Raw genomic sequence first — 22,190 nt, forward strand, 5'->3', positions numbered from 1 at the left:
TGCCTCGGACAGGTGTCCAGACGATAGTTCGGTTTCCCTGGTCGCACCGCGCGCGTGCTGGTGGAAACCATTGTCATCTCCACTGCCGGGCGGAGTTACCGGCGCGCTGCCCGGGCCTGCGGCGGGCACCCGTCAGGTGGCGAACCGGCGACGGAACTCCTCGCTCACCGCGCACCACAGTGCGTGGTAGTGCGGAAGAAGGGAATGTGCTTGCGCCAAACTCGGCGTGTCGATGAAGACCACGCCGTGGCACGAGTACCGCGTCACCCGGAAATTCACGAAAGATTCGGTATTGATGGCTTTTTCGCGATCAGTGAGATGAGTGATCTCGACCCGCTCGCGGCCGGCGACCCGCCACCACGCCGACGACGGCCCGACTGCCGTCCGGAAGTGGCCGCTATTCGCGGTGTCGGTCACGGTATTTCGCCTCTCCGGCGCGGTCTTCGCGCGCGATCCGGTCGATGATCGCGCGCACGGAATCGCGCGATTCAGGTTTGGAGATCTGCTCGGGCCAGAACACCGCGAGCAGAATGACGGCCAGCGGAATACTGATCAGCAGCACGAATTCCCAGAACATCGGCCTCACTCCCGACCCGAGTCCGGCACCAGGTGTTTTGCCTCGATGAGCCGCTGCTTCGCCTGCTGTTTCACCGGGCACACGCACAAAGCGCAGTCGATATGCAATTGCATGATGATGTGCGCGTAGGAGACGGTCATGATCGGCATTCGATCGTGGTTGAGCAGTCCCATGGTGGATACTTCCCCTGCGATGTGAAAGTGGTTGTCGGCGTTGAGGTTGCATCGACTCGGCCGCGAGTTGTAGTCGAATGGTGGGGATTTCGGGTATCCGTTGCCGTACCGATTGTTTGAACTCGTCTACCAGCAACCTGTCCAGTGGGGACCTGTCCAGAAAACCGGGACACAATCGATAGGGGAGCTAACGAATGGGGTCAGGGAGCACACTCGCGCAACGAGCATTGGGGCGTGAACTGCGGCGGCTGCGAAATGCCAAGGGAATGGGCCAATCCCAGGCCGCGCGCATCGCGGAAACGTCGCATCAGACCATCGGCCGTATCGAAGAGGGCCAGACGACGCGGATCACCAGCCTGCAAGTGAACGCACTGTGCGACAGCTACGGGGCGACCGATGAGGAGCGGCGCATCTGCCTGGATCTGGTGAAGGAGATTCGCGCATCGCGAGAGGGGAAGGTGACGGCCAGCTGGTGGAGGGCGTATGCGGACGCGCAGGACAGCGGGTTCAACCACTACCTGGCTTTGGAGGACGCCGCAACCAAGTTGACGCTCTGGAAAACGACCATCGTGCCTGGTCTTCTTCAAACGCCTGCCTACCGACGCGCGATGGGTTGGGCAGAACGACCTGATATGCCGAGTGAGCAGCTGGAGCGACGAATCGAATGGCAGACCCATCGCCAAGAACGATTGAAAGACCCGAATCTTCGGATCGCGGCACTCCTCTACGAAGCCATCCTTCATGAACAGGTTGGAGGGCCAGCAGTGATCGCGGAGCAGCTAGGCCAACTGGCAACGCTGGCCGAAATGCCTAACGTGTCCGTCCGAGTAGTTCCGTTCAACGCGTCGAGTCATCTTGGGGCATATGTCGGCTCGTTCACTCTCTTGGAGTTTCCGGTTTTGCTCTCCGGGCTCTCCGCGCCTCCGATCGTCTATGTCGAAGGTTGGACCGGGGATCTCTACCTGGAACGCGAGGCGGAGCTGCAAAAATATACTCGGGCTCTTGGCGAGATTGATCGTGTAGCGTTGACCGAAGCCGAGTCGGTAGCACTGATCAAGGAGCACATGCCGTGAGCAACGACCTGTCCGGGGCGAAGTGGTTCAAGTCAAGCTTCTCAGGCGCGAGCAAAGACTGTGTCGAGGTGGCGTTCCTCAACGATGCTGTGGGCGTTCGTGATTCGAAGAACCCCACCGGTCCGGCCCTGATCTTCACTCCCTCGGAGTGGTCCGCCTTCACTGCCGGCGTCCAGTGCGGCCGGTTCGACCGGGCGTAAACACCTCCGCTCGCCACGATCCGAGAACCTCCGAAGCCCTTGCCTCCCTGGGTCTTCGGGGGTTCTGCCGTATCACCCCTCGTGCCGCCCCACCGCGTGCATCCCTCGAGCAGCCGAATTTTTCGTGCAAAGCTCTGCGATGTTGCGGGAAATCCGCAAAACCGGGCGGAGTTTGCACGATTAGTTCGCCGTAGTCTTCCTGGGACGACTCTCACTCCCAGTGCGAGGAGACGGCTGCTTCGGAGGCTTCGAAGCACGATCGTCGTTTGCTGTCCCGATGATCCGGCGCCACGCGGTATGAAACCGAAACCTATCGATCGAAGACGGCGGCAAGTGTGTCCGCGGTGAGGATCCGTAGCGCCCATTTCCGCACTTCTTCGGGCCGCGCCGCGTGCACGGTTCCGGTGACCGATTCCGGCAGCGGCCCGAACTTGAACGCGAGCTGCTGAAGCAACACCCGCGCCTCCCCGCGCGCCTCGCCGCGGGCGGTGAGGGCGCACCGGGCGGGTGTCGTTCGATTGGGGGCTGGACGGTGTTCTGCCTGAACTTTTCGTGCAAACCTCGCCCGATTTTGCGGACAACCGCAAATTTCCCCGAGGTTTGCACGGAAAGTTCAGCCCCCTCTGATACAACGCAATTCGCGCGGTGTCCTGTGTTCTCAGCGGAGATGCCGGTCGGCGAGGGCCCGAGCGGCGGCATCGGGCACGTATGTCGCACACGCGGTGATGAGAGCCCGGATCCCGTCAACGGTCTCGGTGGTGAGCGCGGCATGGCGCACCACGTCGAGTTCGTTGGCGACGGTGAGGAGTGCGAAGTCCGCGAGATCGGTGCCGTCTACGGCGACCACCTCGCCGGTGAAGCGGTCGGTGATCGGAAGTGGGGTGGTGCCGAGGTGGGGATTGGTCTCGGCTCGGTCGCACGCGCCGTAGCGGTAGACCAGAGCTTCCGCGTCGTGACCGATTGCCGCGCGCAGGCGCGCTCGCCGGTCGAGTGGCAGCAGTGAGTGCGGGAAGCCGTCCGTGCCGTAGGTGGCGTGGGTGAGCGCGGCCAGCTGAACCCGGGTACCTCCGCCGAGGTCCACGACCAGCTGCCGCACCCGCTCGAGATGATCGAGGAGATCCCCACCAGGATGCTCCACCCGCGCCGCGCCGAGTTCGCGCAGCAGCGCCCGCGCCGGCCACGGTGTTGTGAGATCCGCGATCGTCCGCGCCAATGCCTCCGGCTCCTCACGGGCGACCAGATGCCCGGCGCCGGGAATTCGGGTCACCGTGGCGTGCGGAACCAGCTGGAGCAACCCGTCCGCCTCGACGTCGGTGAGCGATGAGGCCCGGCCGGCACGGATCAGATGGATGGGGATATCCAGTTGCGCCGTGATCTGTCGCAGTCCCGGGACGTGGACCAAGACATCGTCGATGAAGTCCGGGTAGACATTCGACAGGCCGCCGGCAGCGAGAAAGCGCCGCACCCGGCCCGCATCGAGATTGGGCACCACATCCACCAGAACCAGCCCCGTGACCTTCGCTCGGGTGCGCGGATCACCCAGCGCCGCAACGGCGGCGAGCCCGCCCAGTGAGGCGCCGACGAGCACGCATCCGGGTTCCGCATCGACGATCGCGGCAATATCGCCCCCGCACTCGTCCAGCCTCCTGAGTGCCCCACCGCTATCGCCGTGGCCGCGCTGATCGAAAGCGACACACCGCAATCCGTCCCCGACAAGTCGCTCCACTACGGGAGCCCACACCTGCCGCCGCTCACCCCCGGCATGCAGCAAGACAACCGTCGGCCCCTCGCCGGCCTCCTCCCCGTACAGGTCTACGTCGGGGCGGGCAATATGCCGCGCTCGCATCACATCCATGGTCCACCCCCGTTGCGATAGTCGGGCCGCTCACGATAGCGCCACGCCGTGATCCTCGCCGCCCCTCCGTCCGGCTGAACTTTTCGTGCAAACCTCGCCGACGATGACGGAAATCGCCACATCTCGCCGAGGTTTGCACGATTAGTTCACCCCCCCGCACCTGTCCACAGGCCCTAGGACGTTCCCTGCCACCTCGGGATCTCCGGCGCACCGCAATCTCTCCGATGATGCACACCATCGTCGTTCGCAGGGAGCTGCTGTGGGAACGTCCGGGGCCGGCCCGCGAGGTAGTCGGGCTCTTCTCCGCGGTGAGGGAATCGGCCGCGTTGTGCATGATCGGCATGCTAGAGCGGCACGATCCGCCGTCAGTCCTTCTTCAGCTCCTCGGCGAGCATCACGAGGATTCCGCTCGGCCCGCGGAGGTAGGTGAGCTTGTAGATGTCCTGATAGGTCGCGACGCCGCGAAGCGGATGGCAGCCGTGCTTCGCGGCGATCTCGAGGGCTGCGTCGATATCGTCGACCGAGAAGGCGACCCGGTGCATGCCGATCTCGTTGGGGCGGGTGGGTTCCGTCTCGATCGCCTCCGGGTGGATGTACTCGAAGAGTTCGAGGCGACCGTGACCGTCCGGGGTCTGGAGCATGGCGATCTTGACGTGATTGCCGTCGAGACCGACGGCGGTGTCGGTCCATTCACCACTGACCGTGTCCCGGCCGAGAACCGTGAGACCGAGGTCGGTGAAGAAGGCGATCGCTGCTTCGAGGTCGCGAACGGCGATGCCGACGTTCTCGAGTTTGATGGGCATGCGGTGGATGCTACCGAGCAGGGCTGACCAATTTCGGTAGACGAATTACCGGCCGGGGCCCTCGTCGTCGCGGAACGAGCCGGCACTCATGCGACGCCTTCCGCCCCGGCGGTGACCTGTTCGGTGACCGCCGCGTCGGCCTCGCCGCCTCGGACGACGATCGTCGGACAGTGCGCGAGATGCAGCAGCGCGGTACTGGTCGAACCCAGAATTAGGCCGGGAAACCCGCCGCGCCCGTGGGTACCGACCACCAGCAGTTGCGCGTCCTCGCAGTGGGCGAGCAGCGCCCGAACGGGGCTGTCGCACATCACGACTCGCTCGACCGATACCTCCGGGAACCGTTCGGCCCAGCCGGCCAGTCTCTCGGCCAGCACCACCCGCTCGGTCTCGCGAATCGCCTCCCAGCCGACCACGGGCAGGTCGTAACCGCTCCGATCGCTCCAGGCGTGTACCGCGACCAACCCGGCCCCGCGCCGGGACGCCTCGGCGAAGGCGAGTTCGACGGCCGGGACGCTGTTCGCGGTGCCGTCCACTCCGACCACGACCGGTTTCCGCGCCCATCCGGCGTCGGCGGCCGGATCGCCGTGCACGACCGCGACCGGGCAGTGCGCGTGCCGGCTGAGCGCGGTGCTGACCGAGCCGAGCACCATCCGCCCGATCGCCCCGCGACCATGGCTGCCGACCACCACCATCCGCGCCCGCGCCGAATGCTCGAGCAGGGTGGGGATGATCATGTCGAAACTCAGTTCGGTGCTGATCGCCGGCGTCGCATCGGGTGTGGCATGGCGCGCCACCGCCGCCGCTTCGGCCAGTACTCGTTCCCCGTCCGCGCGCAGCCACTGCTGTTCCGCGGCGGCCAGCACCGCGGTCAGGCCCGGATTCGGCGCTACGCCGTAGGACGTGACGATGTGCAGCGCGCAGTGCTGCAACGCGGCCTCGACGGCGGCCCACACCACGGCTTGCAACGCGATCTCCGAGCCGTCGGCGCCGACCACGATCGCCGGTGTATCCGGTCCGCTCATAGGTATCTCCTCTTCCCGTGTGCGCCGGGCCTATTCGGTGCGGTCCGCGGCGTCGGTGCGGTCTGCGGCGTCGGAAGGCGTGATCAGGCCGTAGTGCCCGTCGTAGCGGTGATAGAGCACGCAGCCGCGATCGAGATCCCGGTCCCGGAAGAAGACGAACGGCCATCCGGTCAGTTCCAGCCGGGTGATCGCCTCGGGCACGCTCAGCCGGGGCGCCTGCCGGCTGCTGACGGACAATGCCGGCAAGCCGCGGGTCACCGCGTCGGGACGCGGATCCACTTGCGCCAGACGGTAACCCGTGGCGCCGTCGCGATACAGGACGCTGTCGACGCGGCTGCCGTATTCGGTGAACAGCTGGAACTCGTAGTCCATGAGTTCCATGTCGAAGGCCGCCTCGTCGGCGGTCTCGTTCGTCAGCGCGTACGACTTGTGCCGCACGACTCGACGCTCTTCGGCCGGACGCGGGTGGTACGGCAATCCGTTTCGCGGAGCAGCGCCGTGCCGCCATTCGTGGACCGCCCCGGCTCCCCGTCCCCCTCGTACGGCTTCCCAGTGCCGCGAGATGCGGGCGAGGCGTGACTCGAGCCGCGCCCGGAGCAGGTCCACGGCTTCGCGCGTGCTCGTGCCGGTGACCTGCACCCGCACCGGGCGACCGGCGAGATTCACATTGGCCTGCGCGACAACCGATCCGCCGAGGGCGGGATCACCGTGACCGGTGAGCCGCACTCGCGCGGACAGGACGGGCTCCGACGCGTGGGCCAGCGCACGTCCGATCTTCTCCCGTGCGTAGTCCGCTCCCGCATCCGACACATAGCGGCCGGCGGAGACCTGGAGGATCGGCTCCGCCGGCGAAACGGTGTTCTGCATGAGGAGGACAGTCGCATCCGCGCGGCCCGGTGCGAGAGGGCACAAAGTCACCGTGCCGCTGCCGTTCGACCGCTTCTCAGCGGCCGAACAACCGGCGAAGCCGCGGTGGTTCCGAGGGGCGATCCGGCAGCGACCCGGCTCACACTCGCGCCGCTTGCGCGGCCATCTCTCGGCGCACGTCGTCCATGTTCAACTCGCGTGCCCGTGAAATGAGTTGCTCCAGTGCGTCTTCGGGGACGACGCCCGGCTGCGCGTACAGCACGACACCGTCGCGGACGATCATCAGGGTCGGAATGGAGCTGATCCGGAACGCGCCCGCCAACTCCTGTTCCGCCTCGGTGTCGACCTTTCCGAACACGACGTCCGGATGCTTCGCGGCGACGCGCTCGAAGATCGGCGCGAACATCCGGCACGGACCGCACCAGGATGCCCAGAAGTCCAGAACCACCAGGTCCGAGCCCGCGACGACTTGGTCGAAGTTCGCCTTGGTCACTGTCGTAGTTGCCATGTCTCTCTCTTCTCTCTTGGGTCATATATACCCCGGGGGGTATATATGGAAGCGTGTGGGTGGCGCACTTATTCCACGCGGAGTCTCGCCCCAATGCCGGAAAGGAAACGTCTTCACACTGGAATCGAACGACGCCCAGGGGGGTGCGGCCATCATGTGCGTAGGCATTTCTTCCGCTGCCTACCGAATGGTTGGCGCAAAGGCTTGACGAACGGGTAGTTAGCGGAGCTAAGTTAACCGTGATGCGCGCTACAGTGGCGCGTGGGGACGACTCGTCCGCCGGTAGACGACCCAGGGAGACCTACCCATGCCCGATGACGTGCAGAAGGCCGAGCGTAAACGGCGCCTCGCGGCGGCGATGGCCGACGACGAGGTGCGCGCGGCATGGCCGGATGCGGACGTCAGCGCCGCACTCGCACGCCCGGGCCTGCGCCTGGCCGAACTGGTCTACACGGTCATGACCGCGTACGCCGACCGTCCGGCCGTCGGGCAGCGGGCCGGTGAGATCGTTGTCGACGCCGAGGGGCGCCGGGTGCGGCGGCTGCTGCCGCGCTTCGAAACCCTGAGCTATCGGCAGCTGTGGTCGCGCGCCGGCGCGCTGGCGAGTGCGTGGCAGGCTGGGGGACTGCGGGCCGGTGATTTCGTGTGCACCGTCGGATTCGTCAGCAGCGATTACGTCACCGTCGACCTCGCGGGCGTGCGGCTCGGCACCGTGGCGGTGCCGCTCCAGGCCACCGCCGCTGTCGCACAATGGAATTCGATCATCGCCGAAACCGAGGCGCGGGTACTGGCCTGCAGCGCCGAACTGCTCGACGCCGCTGTCGAGGCCGCGCTGGCGAGTGCGACGATCGGGCAACTGGTCGTCTTCGACAGCACCGGCGACGACGACGAACGCGCGGCCGTCGCGGCGGCTCGCGCCCGGCTGGCCGAATCGGGTCGCGAGATCGCGTTCGACTCGCTGCACGATCTCGTCGAGCACGGTTTCGCCCTCCCGGCCGTGCCGCTCGCGAGCGCGCTCGGCGACGATCCGTTGTCGCTGCTCATCTACACCTCCGGCAGCACCGGAACGCCCAAGGGCGCCATGTACACCGACCGCTTGGCCGCCGCGATGTGGTTGTACACCGCCAAGGCGCCGGTGCCCGCGATCACCCTCAACTATCTGCCGCTCAGCCATGTGGCCGGCCGTCTGCAACTGGGCGGCACGCTCGCTCGCGGCGGGACCGCCTACTTCACCGCGCGCAGCGATATGTCGACGCTGTTCGAGGATCTGGAGCTGACCCGGCCCACCGAACTGGTCTTCGTTCCACGCGTCTGCGAGATGCTGCTGCAACACCACCAGGGTGAGGTCGAGGCCCGGATCGCAGTAGGCGGCGAGCGCGGCGTCATCGAGGACGAGGTGAAAGCGGAACTGCGCGAACGACTTCTGGGCGGCCGCTTCCTCGGCGCGATGTGCGCCAGTGCGCCGCTGGCGCCGGAGATGCGCGCCTTCATGGAATCCGTGCTGACCATCGGCCTGCACGACGGATACGGCTCCACCGAGGCCGGCGGCAGCGTCATCGTCGACAACCAGGTCCGGCGCCCGCCGGTGCTGGACTACAAGCTCGCCGACGTTCCCGAACTCGGCTACTTCGGCACCGACCAGCCCCATCCGCGCGGTGAACTGCTGCTCAAGACCACCACCATGTTCCCGGGATATTTCAAACGCCCCGAGATCACCGCGGAGATGTTCGACGAGGACGGCTTCTACCGCACCGGCGACGTGGTCGCCGAACTCGGCCCCGACCATCTGGTCTACGTCGATCGCCGCAACAACGTGCTCAAGCTGTCACAGGGCGAGTTCGTCACCGTGGCGAAGCTGGAGTCGGTGTTCTCCACCAGCGCGCTGATCCGTCAGATCTTCGTCTACGGCAGCAGCGAACGCGCCTACCTGCTCGCGGTGATCGTGCCGACCGACGAGGCGCTGGCGCTCCCGGATCCTCGTGCGGCACTGGCCGAATCACTGCAGGAGCTGGCGAAGGAGGCCGGGCTCAACAGTTACGAGATTCCGCGCGACTTCCTGCTCGAGACCGAACCGTTCACTCAGGACAACGGTCTGCTGTCGGGGATCGGAAAGTTGTTGCGGCCCAAGCTGAAGGAACGCTACGGCGAGCGCCTGGAGCGGCTCTACGCCGAACTATCCCAGGAACAGGCCGACGAACTGGCCGCACTGCGCCACGGTGCGGCGGATCGTCCCGTGCTGGAGACGGTCGGCCGCGCCGCGCGGGCCCTGCTGGGCTGCGCGAGTGGCGATATCCGGCCGGAGGCGCATTTCACCGACCTCGGCGGCGATTCGCTCTCGGCGCTGTCGCTGTCGAATCTGCTGAGCGAACTGTTCGGTGTGGAGGTGCCGGTGGGCACCATCGTCCATCCGGCGAATACGTTGCGGCGCTTGGCCGAACACATCGACACCGAACGACGCGGCGGCGGCCGCCCCACGCTCGCCACCGTGCACGGGCGCGGCACGCGGGTGCGAGCCGCGGATCTGACCCTCGACGCGTTCATCGACCACGAGGCCCTTACTGCCGCAAAGTCTCTGCCGCCCGCATCGGACCCGCCGCGCACGGTTCTGCTGACCGGGGCGAACGGCTACCTCGGCCGGTTCCTGTGCCTGGAATGGCTGCACCGGCTCGACGCCTGCGACGGCACCCTGATCTGTGTGATCCGCGGCGGTGACGCCGCCGCCGCGCGGGCGCGCCTGGACGAGGCGTTCGACAGCGGGGATCCGGTTCTGCTGCAACGGTATCGGGAGCTCGCCGAACGCCGGCTGACCGTCGTGCCGGGTGATATCGGCGAACCGAATTTCGGGCTGGGCGAGGACCGGTGGCGCGAACTCGCCGAAACGGTCGACCTGGTGGTACACCCGGCGGCGCTGGTCAATCACGTGCTGCCCTACGACCAGCTGTTCGGGCCGAACGTGGTGGGAACGGCCGAGGTCGTCCGCCTGGCGATCACCGCGCGCCGCAAGCCGGTGACCTATCTGTCCACGGTCGCGGTGGCCTCCCAGGTCGACCCCGCGCGCTTCACCGAGGACGGCGATATCCGCGAGATCAGCCCCGAGCGGATCATCGACGGCGGCTACGCCAACGGGTACGGCAACAGTAAATGGGCCGGTGAGGTGTTGCTGCGCGAGGCGCACGACCTGTGCGGACTTCCGGTCGCGGTCTTCCGGTCCGACATGATCCTCGCGCACAGCGAATTCGCCGGCCAGTTCAATCTGCCCGACTTGTTCACCCGGTTGCTGCTCAGCGTGCTCGCCACCGGTCTCGCACCGGAATCGTTCTACCGCCCGGCCGCCGACGGGGGTCGCGCCCGCGCCCACTACGACGGCCTTCCCGCGGACTTCACCGCCGCCGCCATCACCGCGCTCGGCCCCGGCGCCGACAGCGGATTCGACACCTTCGACGTGCTCAATCCGCACGACGACGGCATCGGCCTGGACACCTTCGTCGACTGGCTCGTCGCCGACGGTCACCGCATCACTCGCATCGCCGACTACGCCGACTGGCTGGCGCGTTTCGAGACCGCGCTGCGTGCCCTGCCCGAGCGGCAGCGGCGGCATTCGGTCCTGCCGCTGCTGCATGCCTTCCGTCGTCCGGCCCCGGCCGTTCCGGGATCGGCGCTGCCGGCCGAGCGGTTCCGGGCCGCCGTGCGGGCGGCGGGAACCGGCCCGGACGGCGACATTCCGCATCTGAGCCGGGAATTGATCGGGAAATACGTCCGGGATCTGACCGCTGCGGGTCTGCTGTGAAGATTGCCGAAACCGGACACAGCCGGGGCGTGCCGGGCGTACCGTTTTGCCCCACAGCGTTGGTCGGCGAAGGCGCCGAGGGTGATCGCGTCGCCCCGGGCGCTCGCCGAGTGCGACAAGGAGGTCGATTCCGGTGCACCGACTCGAGAAGTCCGCTCTGTGGCGCTGTGTGCTGAACGGATTGTCCGCGCTGGGTGCGGGTTTCGGCGCGGTGGTTCCGGTCTACCTGAACGAGTGCCAGGTCGACGACTACCGCGACGCCGAAGCGGCCGCGGCCGAATGGGACTGGTCGATCCCGTATCAGTGGCTCGATCACGCCCACGGGTGATCGTGCGGGCCCGGCGGTCGATGTGGACCGATCGTGGCCGGGCTGCCGGCGCGCCGCGGCCGCTGGTCGGCTCGGCCGTCCGCGAACGGTAGTCGCTTCGCAGCGAGGGGTCGGAGCGTGGCCGTGGCGGTGCCGGCTCCGCGTCCGACGGTCAGGTAGCCGGATCGATGGCGTCGGCCAGGTAGTCGGTCCCGCCGACATAGACCGTATGGCCGGATTCGGTATCGGCCGTGGTGGTGTCGGCGATCGCGGTCGCGAACTCGTCGATCGTGGGCAGCGCACCGTGTTCGGTTCGCGCCGCCACCGCGTCCGGATCGCGGCGTTCGAGCAGGCGCACGATGATGGTGCCCTCGATCATGTCGCCCGATACGACCGTGAAACCGATTCCGCGCGAGTCGAATTCGCCGATCATGGCGCGCAGCGCGTCCTCGCCCGCCCGCTTGCTCCGCGCGATGGGCTCGTAGTCCGCCGGGGTGGGTTTGCGGCCGTGGAAATGCGCCTGGTGGCTGGTGACGAACACGATGCGCGCACCCGGGGCCATGAGCGGTAGCGCCAGCCGGACCAGCCGCACCTGGGCGTCACGGTTGATCGCCATCGCGTAATCGGGCGCGGCGCCGTGTTCGAGCCCGCCCGAGGCGTTGAGGATCAGCACGTCCAGCCGCCCGAAGCGGGTGCGGATCTCCTCGATCATGGCCGCGGCGGCCCCGGGATCGGACAGGTCGGCGCCCACCGGCGTCGCCGATCCGCCGTCGGCGGCGATCGAATCGGCGAGAATGCTTGCCCGCCTGCGTTTCTCGCGATAGTTCAGGACGACGTGATCGCCGCGCCCCGCGAGAATCCGGGCGGTCTGCGCCCCGATGCCGCGGGAGGCGCCGGTGATCAACACGATGCGTTGTGAATCCACCCGCACTCCCACTCGTTGCTTCTATTTCAGAATCACTATGGTGGTTCGAAATGAGAAGTGCAAGAGAGCGCGCGGGCGCCCCGCGGGCGGCGATGGAACTGCTGGGGCAGCGCTGGATGCTGCGCGTCGTCTGGGAACTGACGCCGGGACCTCTCGGTTTCCTCGAGCTGCGCCGGCGCATGGACAACTGCTCCTCGAGCATGCTCTCGGTGCGCCTGCAGACCCTGCAAGGCGCCGGTGTGATCGTCAAACGCGCCGACAAGGCCTACGAGTTGACCACGGCCGGAACCGAACTCGTGCGGGCGCTGCAACCGCTGTGGGCGTGGGCGGCGAGCAATCTCGACGCCGGCGTGGTGGGGGGATAGTCGCTGTCGTCGACCGAGCGAGGCGATAGGTGCCGAGGTTGCGCGTATGCGCCGGTGTCGCGTGCCCACGGCCGCGGAATCGATCCACTAGGTTTGGTAGACACGCCCACGGGCGGCGGGTGGAGTTCGACGAAGATCTGGGGACTGACATGAACGGTGACACGATTCGGCGCGGTAGCCGCCCGCTGTTCGGCGCGGCCGCGGCCGCCGCGTTGCTGATATTGACCGGCTGCGGCTCGTCCGACTCGGGGAACGCTCGCCCGGCCGACTCGGTCGCACCGAAGGCGACCACCGCCAGCACGGTCCCGGAAGTTATCGACTGTTCCTTCAGTAAGCCGGCGGTCCGGCCGGAGAATATGATCCTCGCCTGCGCCGATCTGGGTGCTCGGGTCGAACAGATCGTGTGGCAGAGCTGGGGGCCGGATCAGGCGCAGGGAGACGGTGTCGAGCGGGAGAACACCTGCGATCCCAACTGCGCCGCCGGCAAGTACGTCACCAAAAAGGTGCATCTGACGCTGACCGACGTCGCGCGGCCGGGCAATGTCTTCACCAAGGTGACCACCGTGGATGCCGACGGTCACACCTTCACCTGGCCGAGAACTCCGCGCTGATCCGCTCCGGCGGCTAAAATTATGTGGTACTCAGGGTGTCGCTTACCGCCCGATAATTGCTACGCTGCTGTAGCAACGGTGCCGGTGCGGCCGGAACCGATGGCCGAGATGACGACCAGGAGTACCGATGAAGTTACTTCCCATGCGCAACCGCGGCGTGGGCGATCCCGGTGAGGTGGCGCTGCACGCGCGGAATGTGCAGTTCGATTGGCGGGCCACCCCGCTGCACTGGCTGGCCGCCGAACCCATCGCCTCGCATGTGTTCAACTCGCTCAACCTGCTGCTGCCCGAGGGCGAGCGGATGTTCATCCAGACCTTCTCCGAGGCGCTGCCGCTGATCAAGGACGAGAAGCTGCGCGAACAGGTCATCGGCTTCATGGGGCAGGAGGCCATGCACGCCGAGACTCACAACGACTCGCTGCAGCAGGTCTTCCGCGCCCACGGCGTCGACGTCGACAGCTACGCACGGCAGATGGAGTACATCTTCCGCAAGGCGCTGGGTCCGCGAGAGGGGCAGACGCCGCGCGAGCAGTTCCAGACCCTCGTCGAACGGCTGGGCTTCATCGCCACCCTCGAGCACTTCTTCGCCTTCCTCGGCGACTGGATCATCAACGCCGATCTGGAGCGGTTCGACGCCGCGCCCAACATGCTCGACCTGTACCGCTGGCACGGCGCCGAGGAGGTCGAGCACCGCTTCGTCGCCCACGATGTCGCCGGATATTTCGAGGTCGGCTACGTGCGCCGGTGCGCGCTGATGGCGATCACCTTCCCGATCTTCGCGGTGCTGCTGCTGCGCGGTACGAAGTATCTGGTGCACCAGGACGCCGAGCTGCCGAATATGGGGTATCCCCGCATCGTGGGCAAGGCGCTCGGTGCGATGTGGCGGGGTGCGCTGCCCGGAATTCCCTCGCTGCTGTGGTCGGCGCTGTCGGTGGCCAAGCCCGGATACACCCCGGCCTCGGTCGGATCGACCGCGCAGGCCGTGGCGTATCTGGCGAAATCGCCTGCGGCACAGGCACTCGCGTCGTGACGACACGCAGGCCCGTGCCCACCGAACTGCCGCCCGACCTCTACGGCGGGCGCGGCTGGGACCGGCCGATCGGCATCATCGGTGCGGTCGCCGAGGCGCGGATGCGGTGGGCGTCGCTGATCCACCGGCGTCCGGTGACCGGCGCGGTCGACAGCGGCCGGTTGCGCGTGCGGGTGGTCGAGCGGCGGATCGAGGCGCACGACGCCGATGTGGTGAGCCTGGTGCTGCGCGCCACCGACGGCAGCGCGCTGCCGACCTGGCGACCTGGCGCCCATCTGGACCTGGAACTGCCGTCGGGCCGGCTGCGGCAGTATTCGCTGTGTGGTGACCCCGCCGATCGGTTCCATTACCGGATCGCGGTGCGCCGGATACCGGGCGGCCTCGGTGGTTCGGTCGAGGTGCACGACGACCTCCGCGTCGGCGCCGAACTCACCATCCGCGGGCCCCGCAACGCCTTTCCGTTCGTCCTGCCGGGCCACGGATCCTCCGCTGCCCGTGTGCATTTCGTCGCGGGAGGCATCGGGATCACGCCGATCCTGCCGATGGTGCGGATGGCGCATCGGCTGGGCGTGGACTGGACTATGGTCTACACCGGCCGCAGTCGCGACACCATCCCGTTCCTCGCCGAAACAGAATCCTTCGGCAGCCGGGTGACGGTGCGCACCGACGACGACGGGGGTGTGCCGATGGCGGCGGAACTGCTGCCCGGCGTCGGCGTGGACACATCGGTCTACTGTTGCGGGCCGGTCCCGATGACCTCGGCGATCGCCGCGGTCGTTCGCGAAATGCCCGGTGTGGAACTGTATTCCGAGCGATTCTCCGCCGCGCCGGTGGTCGACGGCAAGCCGTTCCGCGTCGAGCTCGCCCGCACCGGCGAGGTGCTCGACATTCCCGCCGACCGCTCGGTGCTCGACGAAGTGCTGCGCGTGCGGCCCGATATCGCCTACTCCTGCCGGCAGGGTTTCTGCCGCACCTGCAAGGTCCGGGTACTCGACGGGCAGCCCGATCATCGCGACACCGTCCTCACCCCCGGCGAGCGCGCCGAGGGCGAACTGCTCATCTGCGTATCACGGTGCGCCGGTGAGCGTTTGGTGCTCGACCTCTGACCTCCACTCGCCCTCTTCGAGGAGATTCTCGTGACCGACACCGCCCCCGTTCCGGACTCCGAACACTTCGTCCGCAACGGTGACTTCGATATCGCCGTCTACGAATACGGCGATCCCGCCGCACCGACCATGCTGCTCGTGCACGGCTGGCCCGACGACCATCACCTGTGGGATCGGGTGATTCCCAAGCTGTCCGGGCGTTTCCACGTCGTCGCCTACGACACCCGCGGCCACGGCCGCTCCACTCGGACCGATCGCACCGAGGACTACGGCCTGGACCGCTTCGCCTCCGACTTCTTCGCGGTGGCCGATGCGGTGAGCCCGGACCGGCCCGTGCACGTGCTCGCCCACGACTGGGGTTCGGTGCAGGTATGGGAGGCGGTGTGTGAGCCGCAGGCCGCCGCCCGGGTGGCCTCGTTCACCTCGGTCTCCGGCCCGAATCTCGACCACCTGGCGAAGTGGACCCGCAATCGGATGGGCCGCGGCGCGGTGTGGGGCCCGGCCACGCAGCTGCTGTCCTCGGCCTACACCTTCCTGTTCATGACCCCCGGCCTGAACAAGGCGGTGATGCGGCCGCTGTCGTCGGAGAAGGTGTGGAAGCGGTTCATCGGCCTGATGAACGAAACCTCCCCGGAGAACGTCACATTGGGCCCGGCGTTCCGGCAGGACTTCTTCGACGGCATGCGGATCTACCGCGCCAACATCCTGCCGCGCATGCTCGGCCCGCGCGAGCGGCACACCGAGGTGCCGGTGCAGCTGATCATCGCGCGCCGCGATATCGCGGTGCGTCCGGCCGGGTACGACGACACACCGAAGTGGACCGATCGGCTGTTCCGGCGCGAGATCGCGGGCGGGCATTGGCTGCCGTTCTCCCATCCGGAGTTGCTGGCCACCTCGGCGACCGAGCTCGCCACGGCCGTCGACACCGGTGAGTATCCGCGCACGCTGCGGCGCGCCGAGGTCGGCGCGCAAGCCGGGCCGTTCACCGAGCGGCTGGTCGTGATCACCGGCGGCGGCAGCGGCATCGGCCGCGAAACGGCGCTGGCGTTCGCCCGCCGCGGCGCCGAGGTGGTCCTGTCGGATCTGAACCTGGACGCCGCCAAGGAGACCGTGGAACTGATCACGGCGGCCGGTGGCATCGCGCACGCCTACGCCGTCGACGTCTCCGACCAAGCGTCGATGAGCGAGCACGCGAGCGCGGTGATCGCCGCCCACGGCGTGCCCGACATCCTGATCAACAACGCCGGCATCGGCCAGGCCGGAGACTTCTTCGAGACCTCCGCCGCCGAATTCGACCGGGTGCTGCGGGTGAACCTCGGCGGCGTGGTCAACGGCTGCCGCACCTTCGGCGCCGCCATGGCCGAGCGGGGACTCGGCGGACATGTCGTCAACCTGTCCAGCATGGCCGCCTACAGCCCGCAGCAGGGTTTCAGCGCCTACTCGACCAGTAAGTCCGCGGTTTTCATGTTCTCCGACTGCCTGCGCGCCGAACTGGCCGGTAAAGGTATCGAGGTGCACACCATCTGCCCCGGCATCGTGCACACGAATATCGTTGCGACAACGAAGTTCTCGGGCCTGTCCGACGATGCGGAGGCCGCGAAGCAGGCCCGCTACGACGCGCTGTACCGCAAACGCGGCTACGGCCCGGAGAAGGTCGCCGACCGGATCGTGCGCGCGGTCGAACGTCACCGCGAGATCGTCCCGGTCACGCCGGAAGCCCACCTGCAGTACCACTTCAGCCGCTTGGCCCCGGCCGTCAACCGCTTCGTCGCGGCGCGGGTGAAGCTGACGTAGGCCGCGTTTCACGTCGTCGGCGCGGGGGACCGGTCGTACGGTCGATGCGACCGGTCCGCCTGTTTGCGCCGGGGTCGAGGGAGCCGGGAGAGCAGGCGGCCTTCACTCGGGGCGAATCGGTGCGTGCTGCGATGATCGCGAGGCGTCTGCCCAGGGCGGTTCGGCGGCGCGGGGGTCTACGCCGGAATCCGTGTCCGGCGCGTGCGCCGTCCCGGCTTCGGCGGTGGGCGTGTCCGAGCGGCTCTCGGCCGGCGCCGCACCCGATTCCGGCGGCGTCGACCGTTCCAGGAAGCGCAGCAGCTCCACGGGGAACGGCAGGACCAGGGTCGAATTCTTCTCTGCCGCAACCTCGACGACCGTTTGGAGCAGTCGCAGCTGCAGGGCCGCCGGGGCGGTCGCCATCCGTTCGGCGGCGTCGGTCAGCTTCCGTGAGGCCTGGAGCTCGCCCTCGGCGGTGATGACGCGGGCGCGGCGTTCACGCTCGGCCTCCGCCTGCCGCGACATCGACCGTTTCAGCGATTCCGGCAGCGCCACATCCTTGATCTCCACCCGGTCGATGTGGACGCCCCAGGCGAGGGCCGGGCTGTCGATCATCAACTCGAGACCCTTGTTCAGCTGTTCGCGGTTGGACAGCAGATCGTCGAGTTCGCTCTTACCGATGATCGAGCGCAGCGAGGTCTGCGCCACCTGTTCGACGGCGAACAGATAGTCCTGGACCTCGACCACCGCCTGCGTCGGGTCGATCACCCGGAAGTACACCACCGCGTCGACCCGCACGGTCACGTTGTCGCGAGTGATGCCCTCCTGTCCCGGCACCGGCATCGTGACGACCTGCATCGGCACCTTGTGCATCTTGTCGACGAACGGAATGAGCACCCGCAAGCCCGGATTACGCACCGCCCGCACCCGCCCGAATCGGAACACCAGCCCGCGTTCGTACTGCTGAACCACTCGCAACCCGGTCCCGAACGCGACCCCGGCGCACACCGCCCCCGCCCCCACGATGAATGCGGCAAACGTCGCAACGTCCATAGCGTCACCACCATGCGAAACGCCCGGCACGCCCGCGACCGGGCTCCTGCCATCGATCATGGCACCGTTGCGCCGAGCGGGCCACGAACGGCCGGCGAAGGAGGTTCGCGGCCGGCGAGGTCGCCCGGGTGCGGCACAACCGGCTCACCGGGCGAACGCCCGGTTGTGCGGCTACCGTCCGCTCATGCACTTCGTCGTCATCGCGGCCGTGGTCGGCGCACTCGTCTGGATCTCGGTGGCAGCCGTTCGCCGAGAAGCATCGCCGTCGGCGCGGCGTCGGAAATGGGAGGCCGGCGATGCGGGTCGCAGTGGCCGCAGATTCAGCGGAAGTGATTGCGGCGGAGGCGGTTGCAGTACGGACAGCTTCGGCGGGGACAGCGGTTGCGGTGGGGGGAGCAGTTGCGGCGGGGGCAGTAGTTGCGGTGGTGGTAGCGGCTGTGGGGGTGGCAGCAGTTGCAGCGGGAGCAGTAGTTGCAGTAGCGGGAGTAGCTGTGGCGGAGGTAGCAGCTGTGGCGGTGGTAGTAGTTGCGGTGGCGGCAGCAGCAGCTAGGTCGAACGGCCACCTCGGCCGGCACGCGCGGGCGGCCCCGGGGATCGCCGCACCCGATCGGTTCGCGCCGGTCTGCGTCTGTGCGGCAGGAGCAATCCGTGGCGACCGGCGGCCATCGTCACCGCCGAGCGCGGCGCCCTGAACCTCCGCTGATCTCACCCAGGGCGGTTTCCACCTCGGCGATCCGCTCCGGCGAGACTCCCCACGGATTCTCCACTCCCACAACGGCATCCAGATCCCACAGCACGCAGTCCTCGCCGGGGTCGGCGACGAGGGACCAGGCGACGACGGTGCGTCCGAGCTGCGTCGCCATCGGCACACCGCTGCCGCCGCCGTAGCCGTCTCCCTGGGGGAAGTGGTGCAGGAACCGGCCGTACGCGGCCTCGCAGAAGTCCCGGTAACGCTTGGTGCACAGGATCAGACCGTGCCACGCCTCGTCCACGGCATGGGACGGCATGCCGATCACCTGGTCGTCGGCCAGCGCCGCTCCGCAGCATCGCAACCATTGCCGCAGACCGGTGTCCACCAATTCCCGCGGCTGCCAGGGACAGGTCTTGAAGACGGCCTCCGGCAATCGCAGCGCATCGACGGCGCGCCGGGTGCGGACCGGATCGATACGCCGGAAGCGGGACAGCACCGGCCCACGGTACGGCCGAGATCGCGCGGCGGACAACTCCTGCGCCCGCGGGCCGCGATGCTCATCGAGCGGACGTGTCGACAGTGGCGGAGTCGCCGTCCTTCTCGCCCCGGGTGGCCAGCAGGCTGGTCACGGTCACCACGCCGAGCACCACCACGATCACCAGCAGCGAGGCGGCGGTGGGGATCTCCGGCAGCCAGTCCCAGTAGCCGTGGGCCCAGTGCAGTACCAGTTTGACGCCGATGAAGCCGAGGATCACGGCCAGGCCGTAGGCGAGGTGCACCAGGCGGGCCAGGACCGCCTGCAGGACGAAGTAGAGGGCGCGCAGGCCCAGCAGGGCGAAGGCGTTGGTGGCGAACACCAGATACGGGTCGCCGGTGACGCCGTAGACCGCGGGCACCGAGTCGATCGCGAACACCAGGTCGGTGGCCATGACGGCGGTGACCACCAGGGCGAGCGGGGTCAGGGCGCGGCGGCCGGCCTCCCGCACGGCCATCTTCGTGCCGCGGTAGTCGTCGGTGACGGGCATCAGCCTGCGCATCAGGCGCACCGAACGCATCCGGGAGATGTCGACTTCCTGTTCGTGCCCGGTTACCGCGTCGCGGATCAGCTTGAGCGCGGTGAGCAGCAACACCGCGCCGAACAGCAGGAACGCCCAGTCCAGCGAGGCGAGCGCCGCCGCACCGACGGCGATGAAGATGCCGCGCAGCACCAGTGCGCCCACGATGCCGAACAGCAGCACCCGTTGCGCCAGCACCGCCGGAACCGCGAAGGCCGCCAGCAGCAGCATGAAGACGAACAGGTTGTCCACCGAGAGCGACTTCTCCAGCAGATAACCGGTGATGAACTCGGTGGCGGGCTTCGATCCGAATCCGGCCCACAGAATGCCGAAGAACGCGACCGGCAACGCTAGGTAGAACACGGTCCAGCCGACCGCCTCCCGCATCGACACCTCATGCGGTTTGCGAGTGACGACGAAGTCCAGCGCGAGCAGAACCAGCACACCGGCGATGGTGGCGGCCCACAGCCAGGGGGAGCCGATGGTGTGCAGCTGTTGGGCTGCGAGAACGGACGAGTTCACAGGTCTCCTCGGGTATGCGAAAGCACCCGAGGTCTCCTTCACCCGATATCCGGGTGGCCATCCGGGGATCCCGACGGCGGAATCCGTACTGACCGGTGTGGCGCTTGGGAAGTACTCCCCTCGGAGGCGAGGATAGCGAAACCTTTGCCCGAAAACCAAGCGATCCGGACGAATGTGACGAGTCCGACCGCCGCCCGCATCACTTCCGCGGGCTGAGCACCACCACCGATATGGGCCGATCGGTCATCTTCTGGTACTGCGTGTACCGGCCTTTGTTGACCTTGTCGACCAGCGACCACCGCCGCGCGTACTCGGTGTCGTCCGGATACGTCGGCCGCGCGGTCACCGGAATCCGCCGATGCCCGACCTGGATCTCGCACTCCGGGGCCGCCTTCACATTCGCCAGCCACCCCGGCGGCCGCGGCGACCCACCGTTGGACGCCGTCACCAGATAGTCGTCGCCGTCTCGCGCGTAGGTCAGCGCACTGGTGCGCGGCTGCCCGGTCTTGCGCCCCACCGTCCGCAACAACAGGGTGGGGTTTCCGAACAGCAGCCGGTGCCCCACGTACCCGTCCGACTTCTCGTAGATCCACTGATGAGCCCGCAGCGCGGTGGAAAACAGATCAGCCATCCCACACCTCCGATCAGACGACTAGGCAACCCCTGCTCAACCCTAACCGGCGCGGAGCGCGAAAGCCCGCAACAAGATTCAGCCGCACCCCGTGCATGCGCGATCCACGCGACGGGCCGGGATGCGGGTGCCGAGCGTTCAGATCCTGAAGCGTCCCGCGAAGGTGCGCAGCGGCAGGTCCGCGCTGGTGATGATGCCGGGGCGCGCGGCCACCACGGATCGAATGGCATTCAGGGCCGGCAGGCCGGTGACGGTCATGCCGATCGAGGCGAAGTTCTCCGGGTTCGACAGATCGAAACCCTTGCGCGGGAAGATCATGTGCTTGCTGTAGATGTTGGGGTCGCCGGTCACCTGAGTGATGTAGCAGCCCTTGATCTCCCACGACGGGTCGGTGTGCGGCGTCATCTGCCACTCGAGATGGGTCTCCACGCGCGGGACACCGTCGACCATGCCCTGATACTTGATGTAGCTCGCGCCGAGCGAGCCCTTCGGCATGAAGTACCAGCCGAGGTCGACGTCCTTGGTGCAGGCGCCGAGTTCGTAGCCGAACGTCACCTCGTCGAGTTCGAGTCCGAAGGCGTCGGCCATGAGGTAGACCGAGTCGGCGAACACCGCGGTGTAGCGGTAGAGCGAATCCGGGATCGTGGGGTCGTCGACCGGGCGGCCGTAGCCCACGGCCTTCCAGGTGTCGACGGAGTGGTGACAGGAGACGTCGACCGATTCGGTGACGGTGATGTTCTCGATGTCGGCGACGTCCGCGGTGTGCACGATGCCGAGAATCTGGCACAGACCCGGGTTCATGCCGGTGCCGTAGAAGGTGGCATTTCCGCGCTCACAGGCGGCCTGGATCACCTCGCTGACCTTGCGGCCCGAGGGATGGGCGTGGTTGGTGTCGCGGTGGAAACCGGTGATCCAGTCCGCGGTGGTGACCACGTTGATACCCGCTTCGAGGACCTTCTCGTAGAGATCTTCGTCGGGGAAGACGCCGTGGAAGGTGAGGACGTCGGGCCGCGCGGCGATGATCTCCTCGACAGTTCCGGTCGCGGTGACCCCGATGGGGTCGAGGCCGACGATCTCACCGGCGTCGCGGCCGATCTTCTCGGGCGTGTAGCAGTGCAACCCGACGAGCTCGAGATCGGGATGGTTGCGGATGCGCCCGATCATCTCGGTGCCGAGATTGCCGGTGGCGACCTGGAATACCCGGATCGTGTCGGAGGTGCTCATCGCGTGCCTTTCGGTGTGGTGGCTGCGTGGGT

General features: G+C 67.5%; 24 protein-coding genes. 9 read left to right on the top strand and 15 right to left on the bottom strand.

Features of this window, described 5'->3' with window-relative positions; translation table 11 throughout:
* Positions 1-132 precede the first annotated feature (132 nt).
* From ACPCUW_RS29285 to ACPCUW_RS29295, 3 genes are read right to left on the bottom strand one after another with little or no spacing between them, the layout of a single operon-like run.
* Positions 133-417 carry a hypothetical protein gene (locus tag ACPCUW_RS29285; RefSeq protein ID WP_423428418.1) on the bottom strand — a complete coding sequence of 95 codons (285 nt, stop codon included), beginning with the start codon at positions 415-417 and terminating at the stop codon, positions 133-135.
* The gene (locus ACPCUW_RS29290; protein ID WP_423428420.1) at positions 398-577 is read right to left on the bottom strand and encodes a hypothetical protein; all 180 of its coding nucleotides are present in this window, start codon (positions 575-577) and stop codon (positions 398-400) included. Before ACPCUW_RS29290 ends, ACPCUW_RS29285 begins: the two co-directional genes overlap by 20 nt.
* Positions 578-582: 5 nt before the next feature.
* Entirely contained in the window at positions 583-750 is a 168-nt protein-coding gene (locus ACPCUW_RS29295; RefSeq protein WP_167331926.1) for a hypothetical protein, read from the bottom strand.
* Between the two features lie 227 nt (positions 751-977).
* Here ACPCUW_RS29295 and ACPCUW_RS29300 point away from each other — a divergent pair, with 227 nt between their 5' ends.
* Positions 978-1,823: a helix-turn-helix domain-containing protein gene (locus ACPCUW_RS29300; RefSeq protein ID WP_423428422.1), complete on the top strand. Its 846-nt coding sequence runs from the start codon at positions 978-980 to the stop codon at positions 1,821-1,823.
* Positions 1,820-2,023 (top strand): DUF397 domain-containing protein, encoded by a 204-nt coding sequence (locus ACPCUW_RS29305; protein WP_423428423.1) that lies wholly within the window; start codon positions 1,820-1,822, stop codon positions 2,021-2,023. The genes ACPCUW_RS29300 and ACPCUW_RS29305 overlap by 4 nt, the downstream gene beginning before the upstream one ends.
* A gap of 310 nt (positions 2,024-2,333) precedes the next feature.
* On the opposite strand, the gene ACPCUW_RS29310 is transcribed toward ACPCUW_RS29305, so the two are convergent.
* From ACPCUW_RS29310 to trxA, 6 genes are all read right to left on the bottom strand, one after another.
* On the bottom strand, positions 2,334-2,480 hold the full coding sequence (locus ACPCUW_RS29310) for a hypothetical protein (RefSeq protein WP_423428424.1): 147 nt from the start codon (positions 2,478-2,480) through the stop codon (positions 2,334-2,336).
* 201 nt (positions 2,481-2,681) lie between these two features.
* Entirely contained in the window at positions 2,682-3,878 is a 1,197-nt protein-coding gene (locus ACPCUW_RS29315) for an alpha/beta fold hydrolase (RefSeq protein WP_423428425.1), read from the bottom strand.
* Positions 3,879-4,243: 365 nt separating this feature from the next.
* On the bottom strand, positions 4,244-4,681 hold the full coding sequence (locus tag ACPCUW_RS29320) for a VOC family protein (protein ID WP_423428427.1): 438 nt from the start codon (positions 4,679-4,681) through the stop codon (positions 4,244-4,246).
* Between the two features lie 86 nt (positions 4,682-4,767).
* A complete protein-coding gene (locus tag ACPCUW_RS29325; RefSeq protein ID WP_423428429.1) occupies positions 4,768-5,703 on the bottom strand; it encodes a universal stress protein in 936 nt (311 codons plus the stop codon).
* A gap of 30 nt (positions 5,704-5,733) precedes the next feature.
* Positions 5,734-6,570, bottom strand: coding sequence for a ribosome hibernation promotion factor (locus ACPCUW_RS29330; RefSeq protein WP_423428431.1), 837 nt, complete (start codon positions 6,568-6,570; stop codon positions 5,734-5,736).
* Positions 6,571-6,709: 139 nt separating this feature from the next.
* Positions 6,710-7,078, bottom strand: a complete 369-nt coding sequence (trxA, locus tag ACPCUW_RS29335) for a thioredoxin (protein WP_423428433.1) — start codon at positions 7,076-7,078, stop codon at positions 6,710-6,712.
* A gap of 307 nt (positions 7,079-7,385) precedes the next feature.
* Between trxA and car the strand changes: the two genes are divergently transcribed.
* Together car and ACPCUW_RS29345 are read left to right on the top strand one after the other, a co-directional pair.
* Positions 7,386-10,865, top strand: coding sequence for a carboxylic acid reductase (gene car, locus ACPCUW_RS29340; RefSeq protein WP_423428434.1), 3,480 nt, complete (start codon positions 7,386-7,388; stop codon positions 10,863-10,865).
* A 133-nt stretch (positions 10,866-10,998) separates the two neighbouring features.
* Complete coding sequence (locus ACPCUW_RS29345; RefSeq protein ID WP_423428436.1) at positions 10,999-11,193, top strand: hypothetical protein; 195 nt, start codon at positions 10,999-11,001, stop codon at positions 11,191-11,193.
* Between the two features lie 151 nt (positions 11,194-11,344).
* Here ACPCUW_RS29345 and ACPCUW_RS29350 read toward each other — a convergent pair whose 3' ends face one another.
* Positions 11,345-12,097, bottom strand: coding sequence for an SDR family oxidoreductase (locus tag ACPCUW_RS29350; RefSeq protein WP_423428438.1), 753 nt, complete (start codon positions 12,095-12,097; stop codon positions 11,345-11,347).
* 50 nt (positions 12,098-12,147) lie between these two features.
* Between ACPCUW_RS29350 and ACPCUW_RS29355 the strand changes: the two genes are divergently transcribed.
* From ACPCUW_RS29355 to ACPCUW_RS29375, 5 genes are all read left to right on the top strand, one after another.
* A complete protein-coding gene (locus ACPCUW_RS29355; protein WP_423428439.1) occupies positions 12,148-12,462 on the top strand; it encodes a winged helix-turn-helix transcriptional regulator in 315 nt (104 codons plus the stop codon).
* A gap of 149 nt (positions 12,463-12,611) precedes the next feature.
* Complete coding sequence (locus ACPCUW_RS29360) at positions 12,612-13,073, top strand: hypothetical protein (protein WP_064910885.1); 462 nt, start codon at positions 12,612-12,614, stop codon at positions 13,071-13,073.
* 127 nt (positions 13,074-13,200) lie between these two features.
* Entirely contained in the window at positions 13,201-14,103 is a 903-nt protein-coding gene (locus tag ACPCUW_RS29365; RefSeq protein WP_423428441.1) for a metal-dependent hydrolase, read from the top strand.
* Positions 14,100-15,209, top strand: coding sequence for a PDR/VanB family oxidoreductase (locus tag ACPCUW_RS29370; protein WP_423428443.1), 1,110 nt, complete (start codon positions 14,100-14,102; stop codon positions 15,207-15,209). The genes ACPCUW_RS29365 and ACPCUW_RS29370 overlap by 4 nt, the downstream gene beginning before the upstream one ends.
* Positions 15,210-15,239: 30 nt before the next feature.
* Complete coding sequence (locus ACPCUW_RS29375) at positions 15,240-17,003, top strand: SDR family oxidoreductase (RefSeq protein ID WP_423428445.1); 1,764 nt, start codon at positions 15,240-15,242, stop codon at positions 17,001-17,003.
* A gap of 102 nt (positions 17,004-17,105) precedes the next feature.
* Here the strand turns inward: ACPCUW_RS29375 and ACPCUW_RS29380 are convergent, their stop codons facing one another.
* From ACPCUW_RS29380 to ACPCUW_RS29400, 5 genes are all read right to left on the bottom strand, one after another.
* Complete coding sequence (locus ACPCUW_RS29380) at positions 17,106-18,035, bottom strand: slipin family protein (RefSeq protein ID WP_423428447.1); 930 nt, start codon at positions 18,033-18,035, stop codon at positions 17,106-17,108.
* 668 nt (positions 18,036-18,703) lie between these two features.
* The gene (locus ACPCUW_RS29385; RefSeq protein ID WP_423428449.1) at positions 18,704-19,222 is read right to left on the bottom strand and encodes a hypothetical protein; all 519 of its coding nucleotides are present in this window, start codon (positions 19,220-19,222) and stop codon (positions 18,704-18,706) included.
* A gap of 61 nt (positions 19,223-19,283) precedes the next feature.
* Entirely contained in the window at positions 19,284-20,303 is a 1,020-nt protein-coding gene (locus ACPCUW_RS29390) for a TerC/Alx family metal homeostasis membrane protein (RefSeq protein WP_063014523.1), read from the bottom strand.
* A 199-nt stretch (positions 20,304-20,502) separates the two neighbouring features.
* Positions 20,503-20,934, bottom strand: coding sequence for a nitroreductase family deazaflavin-dependent oxidoreductase (locus ACPCUW_RS29395; protein WP_063014525.1), 432 nt, complete (start codon positions 20,932-20,934; stop codon positions 20,503-20,505).
* Positions 20,935-21,072: 138 nt separating this feature from the next.
* Positions 21,073-22,158 carry a dihydrodipicolinate reductase gene (locus ACPCUW_RS29400; RefSeq protein WP_063014527.1) on the bottom strand — a complete coding sequence of 362 codons (1,086 nt, stop codon included), beginning with the start codon at positions 22,156-22,158 and terminating at the stop codon, positions 21,073-21,075.
* Positions 22,159-22,190: the final 32 nt, after the last annotated feature.

Source organism: Nocardia sp. AB354 (genome assembly GCF_049538315.1).
GTDB lineage: Bacteria > Actinomycetota > Actinomycetes > Mycobacteriales > Mycobacteriaceae > Nocardia > Nocardia nova.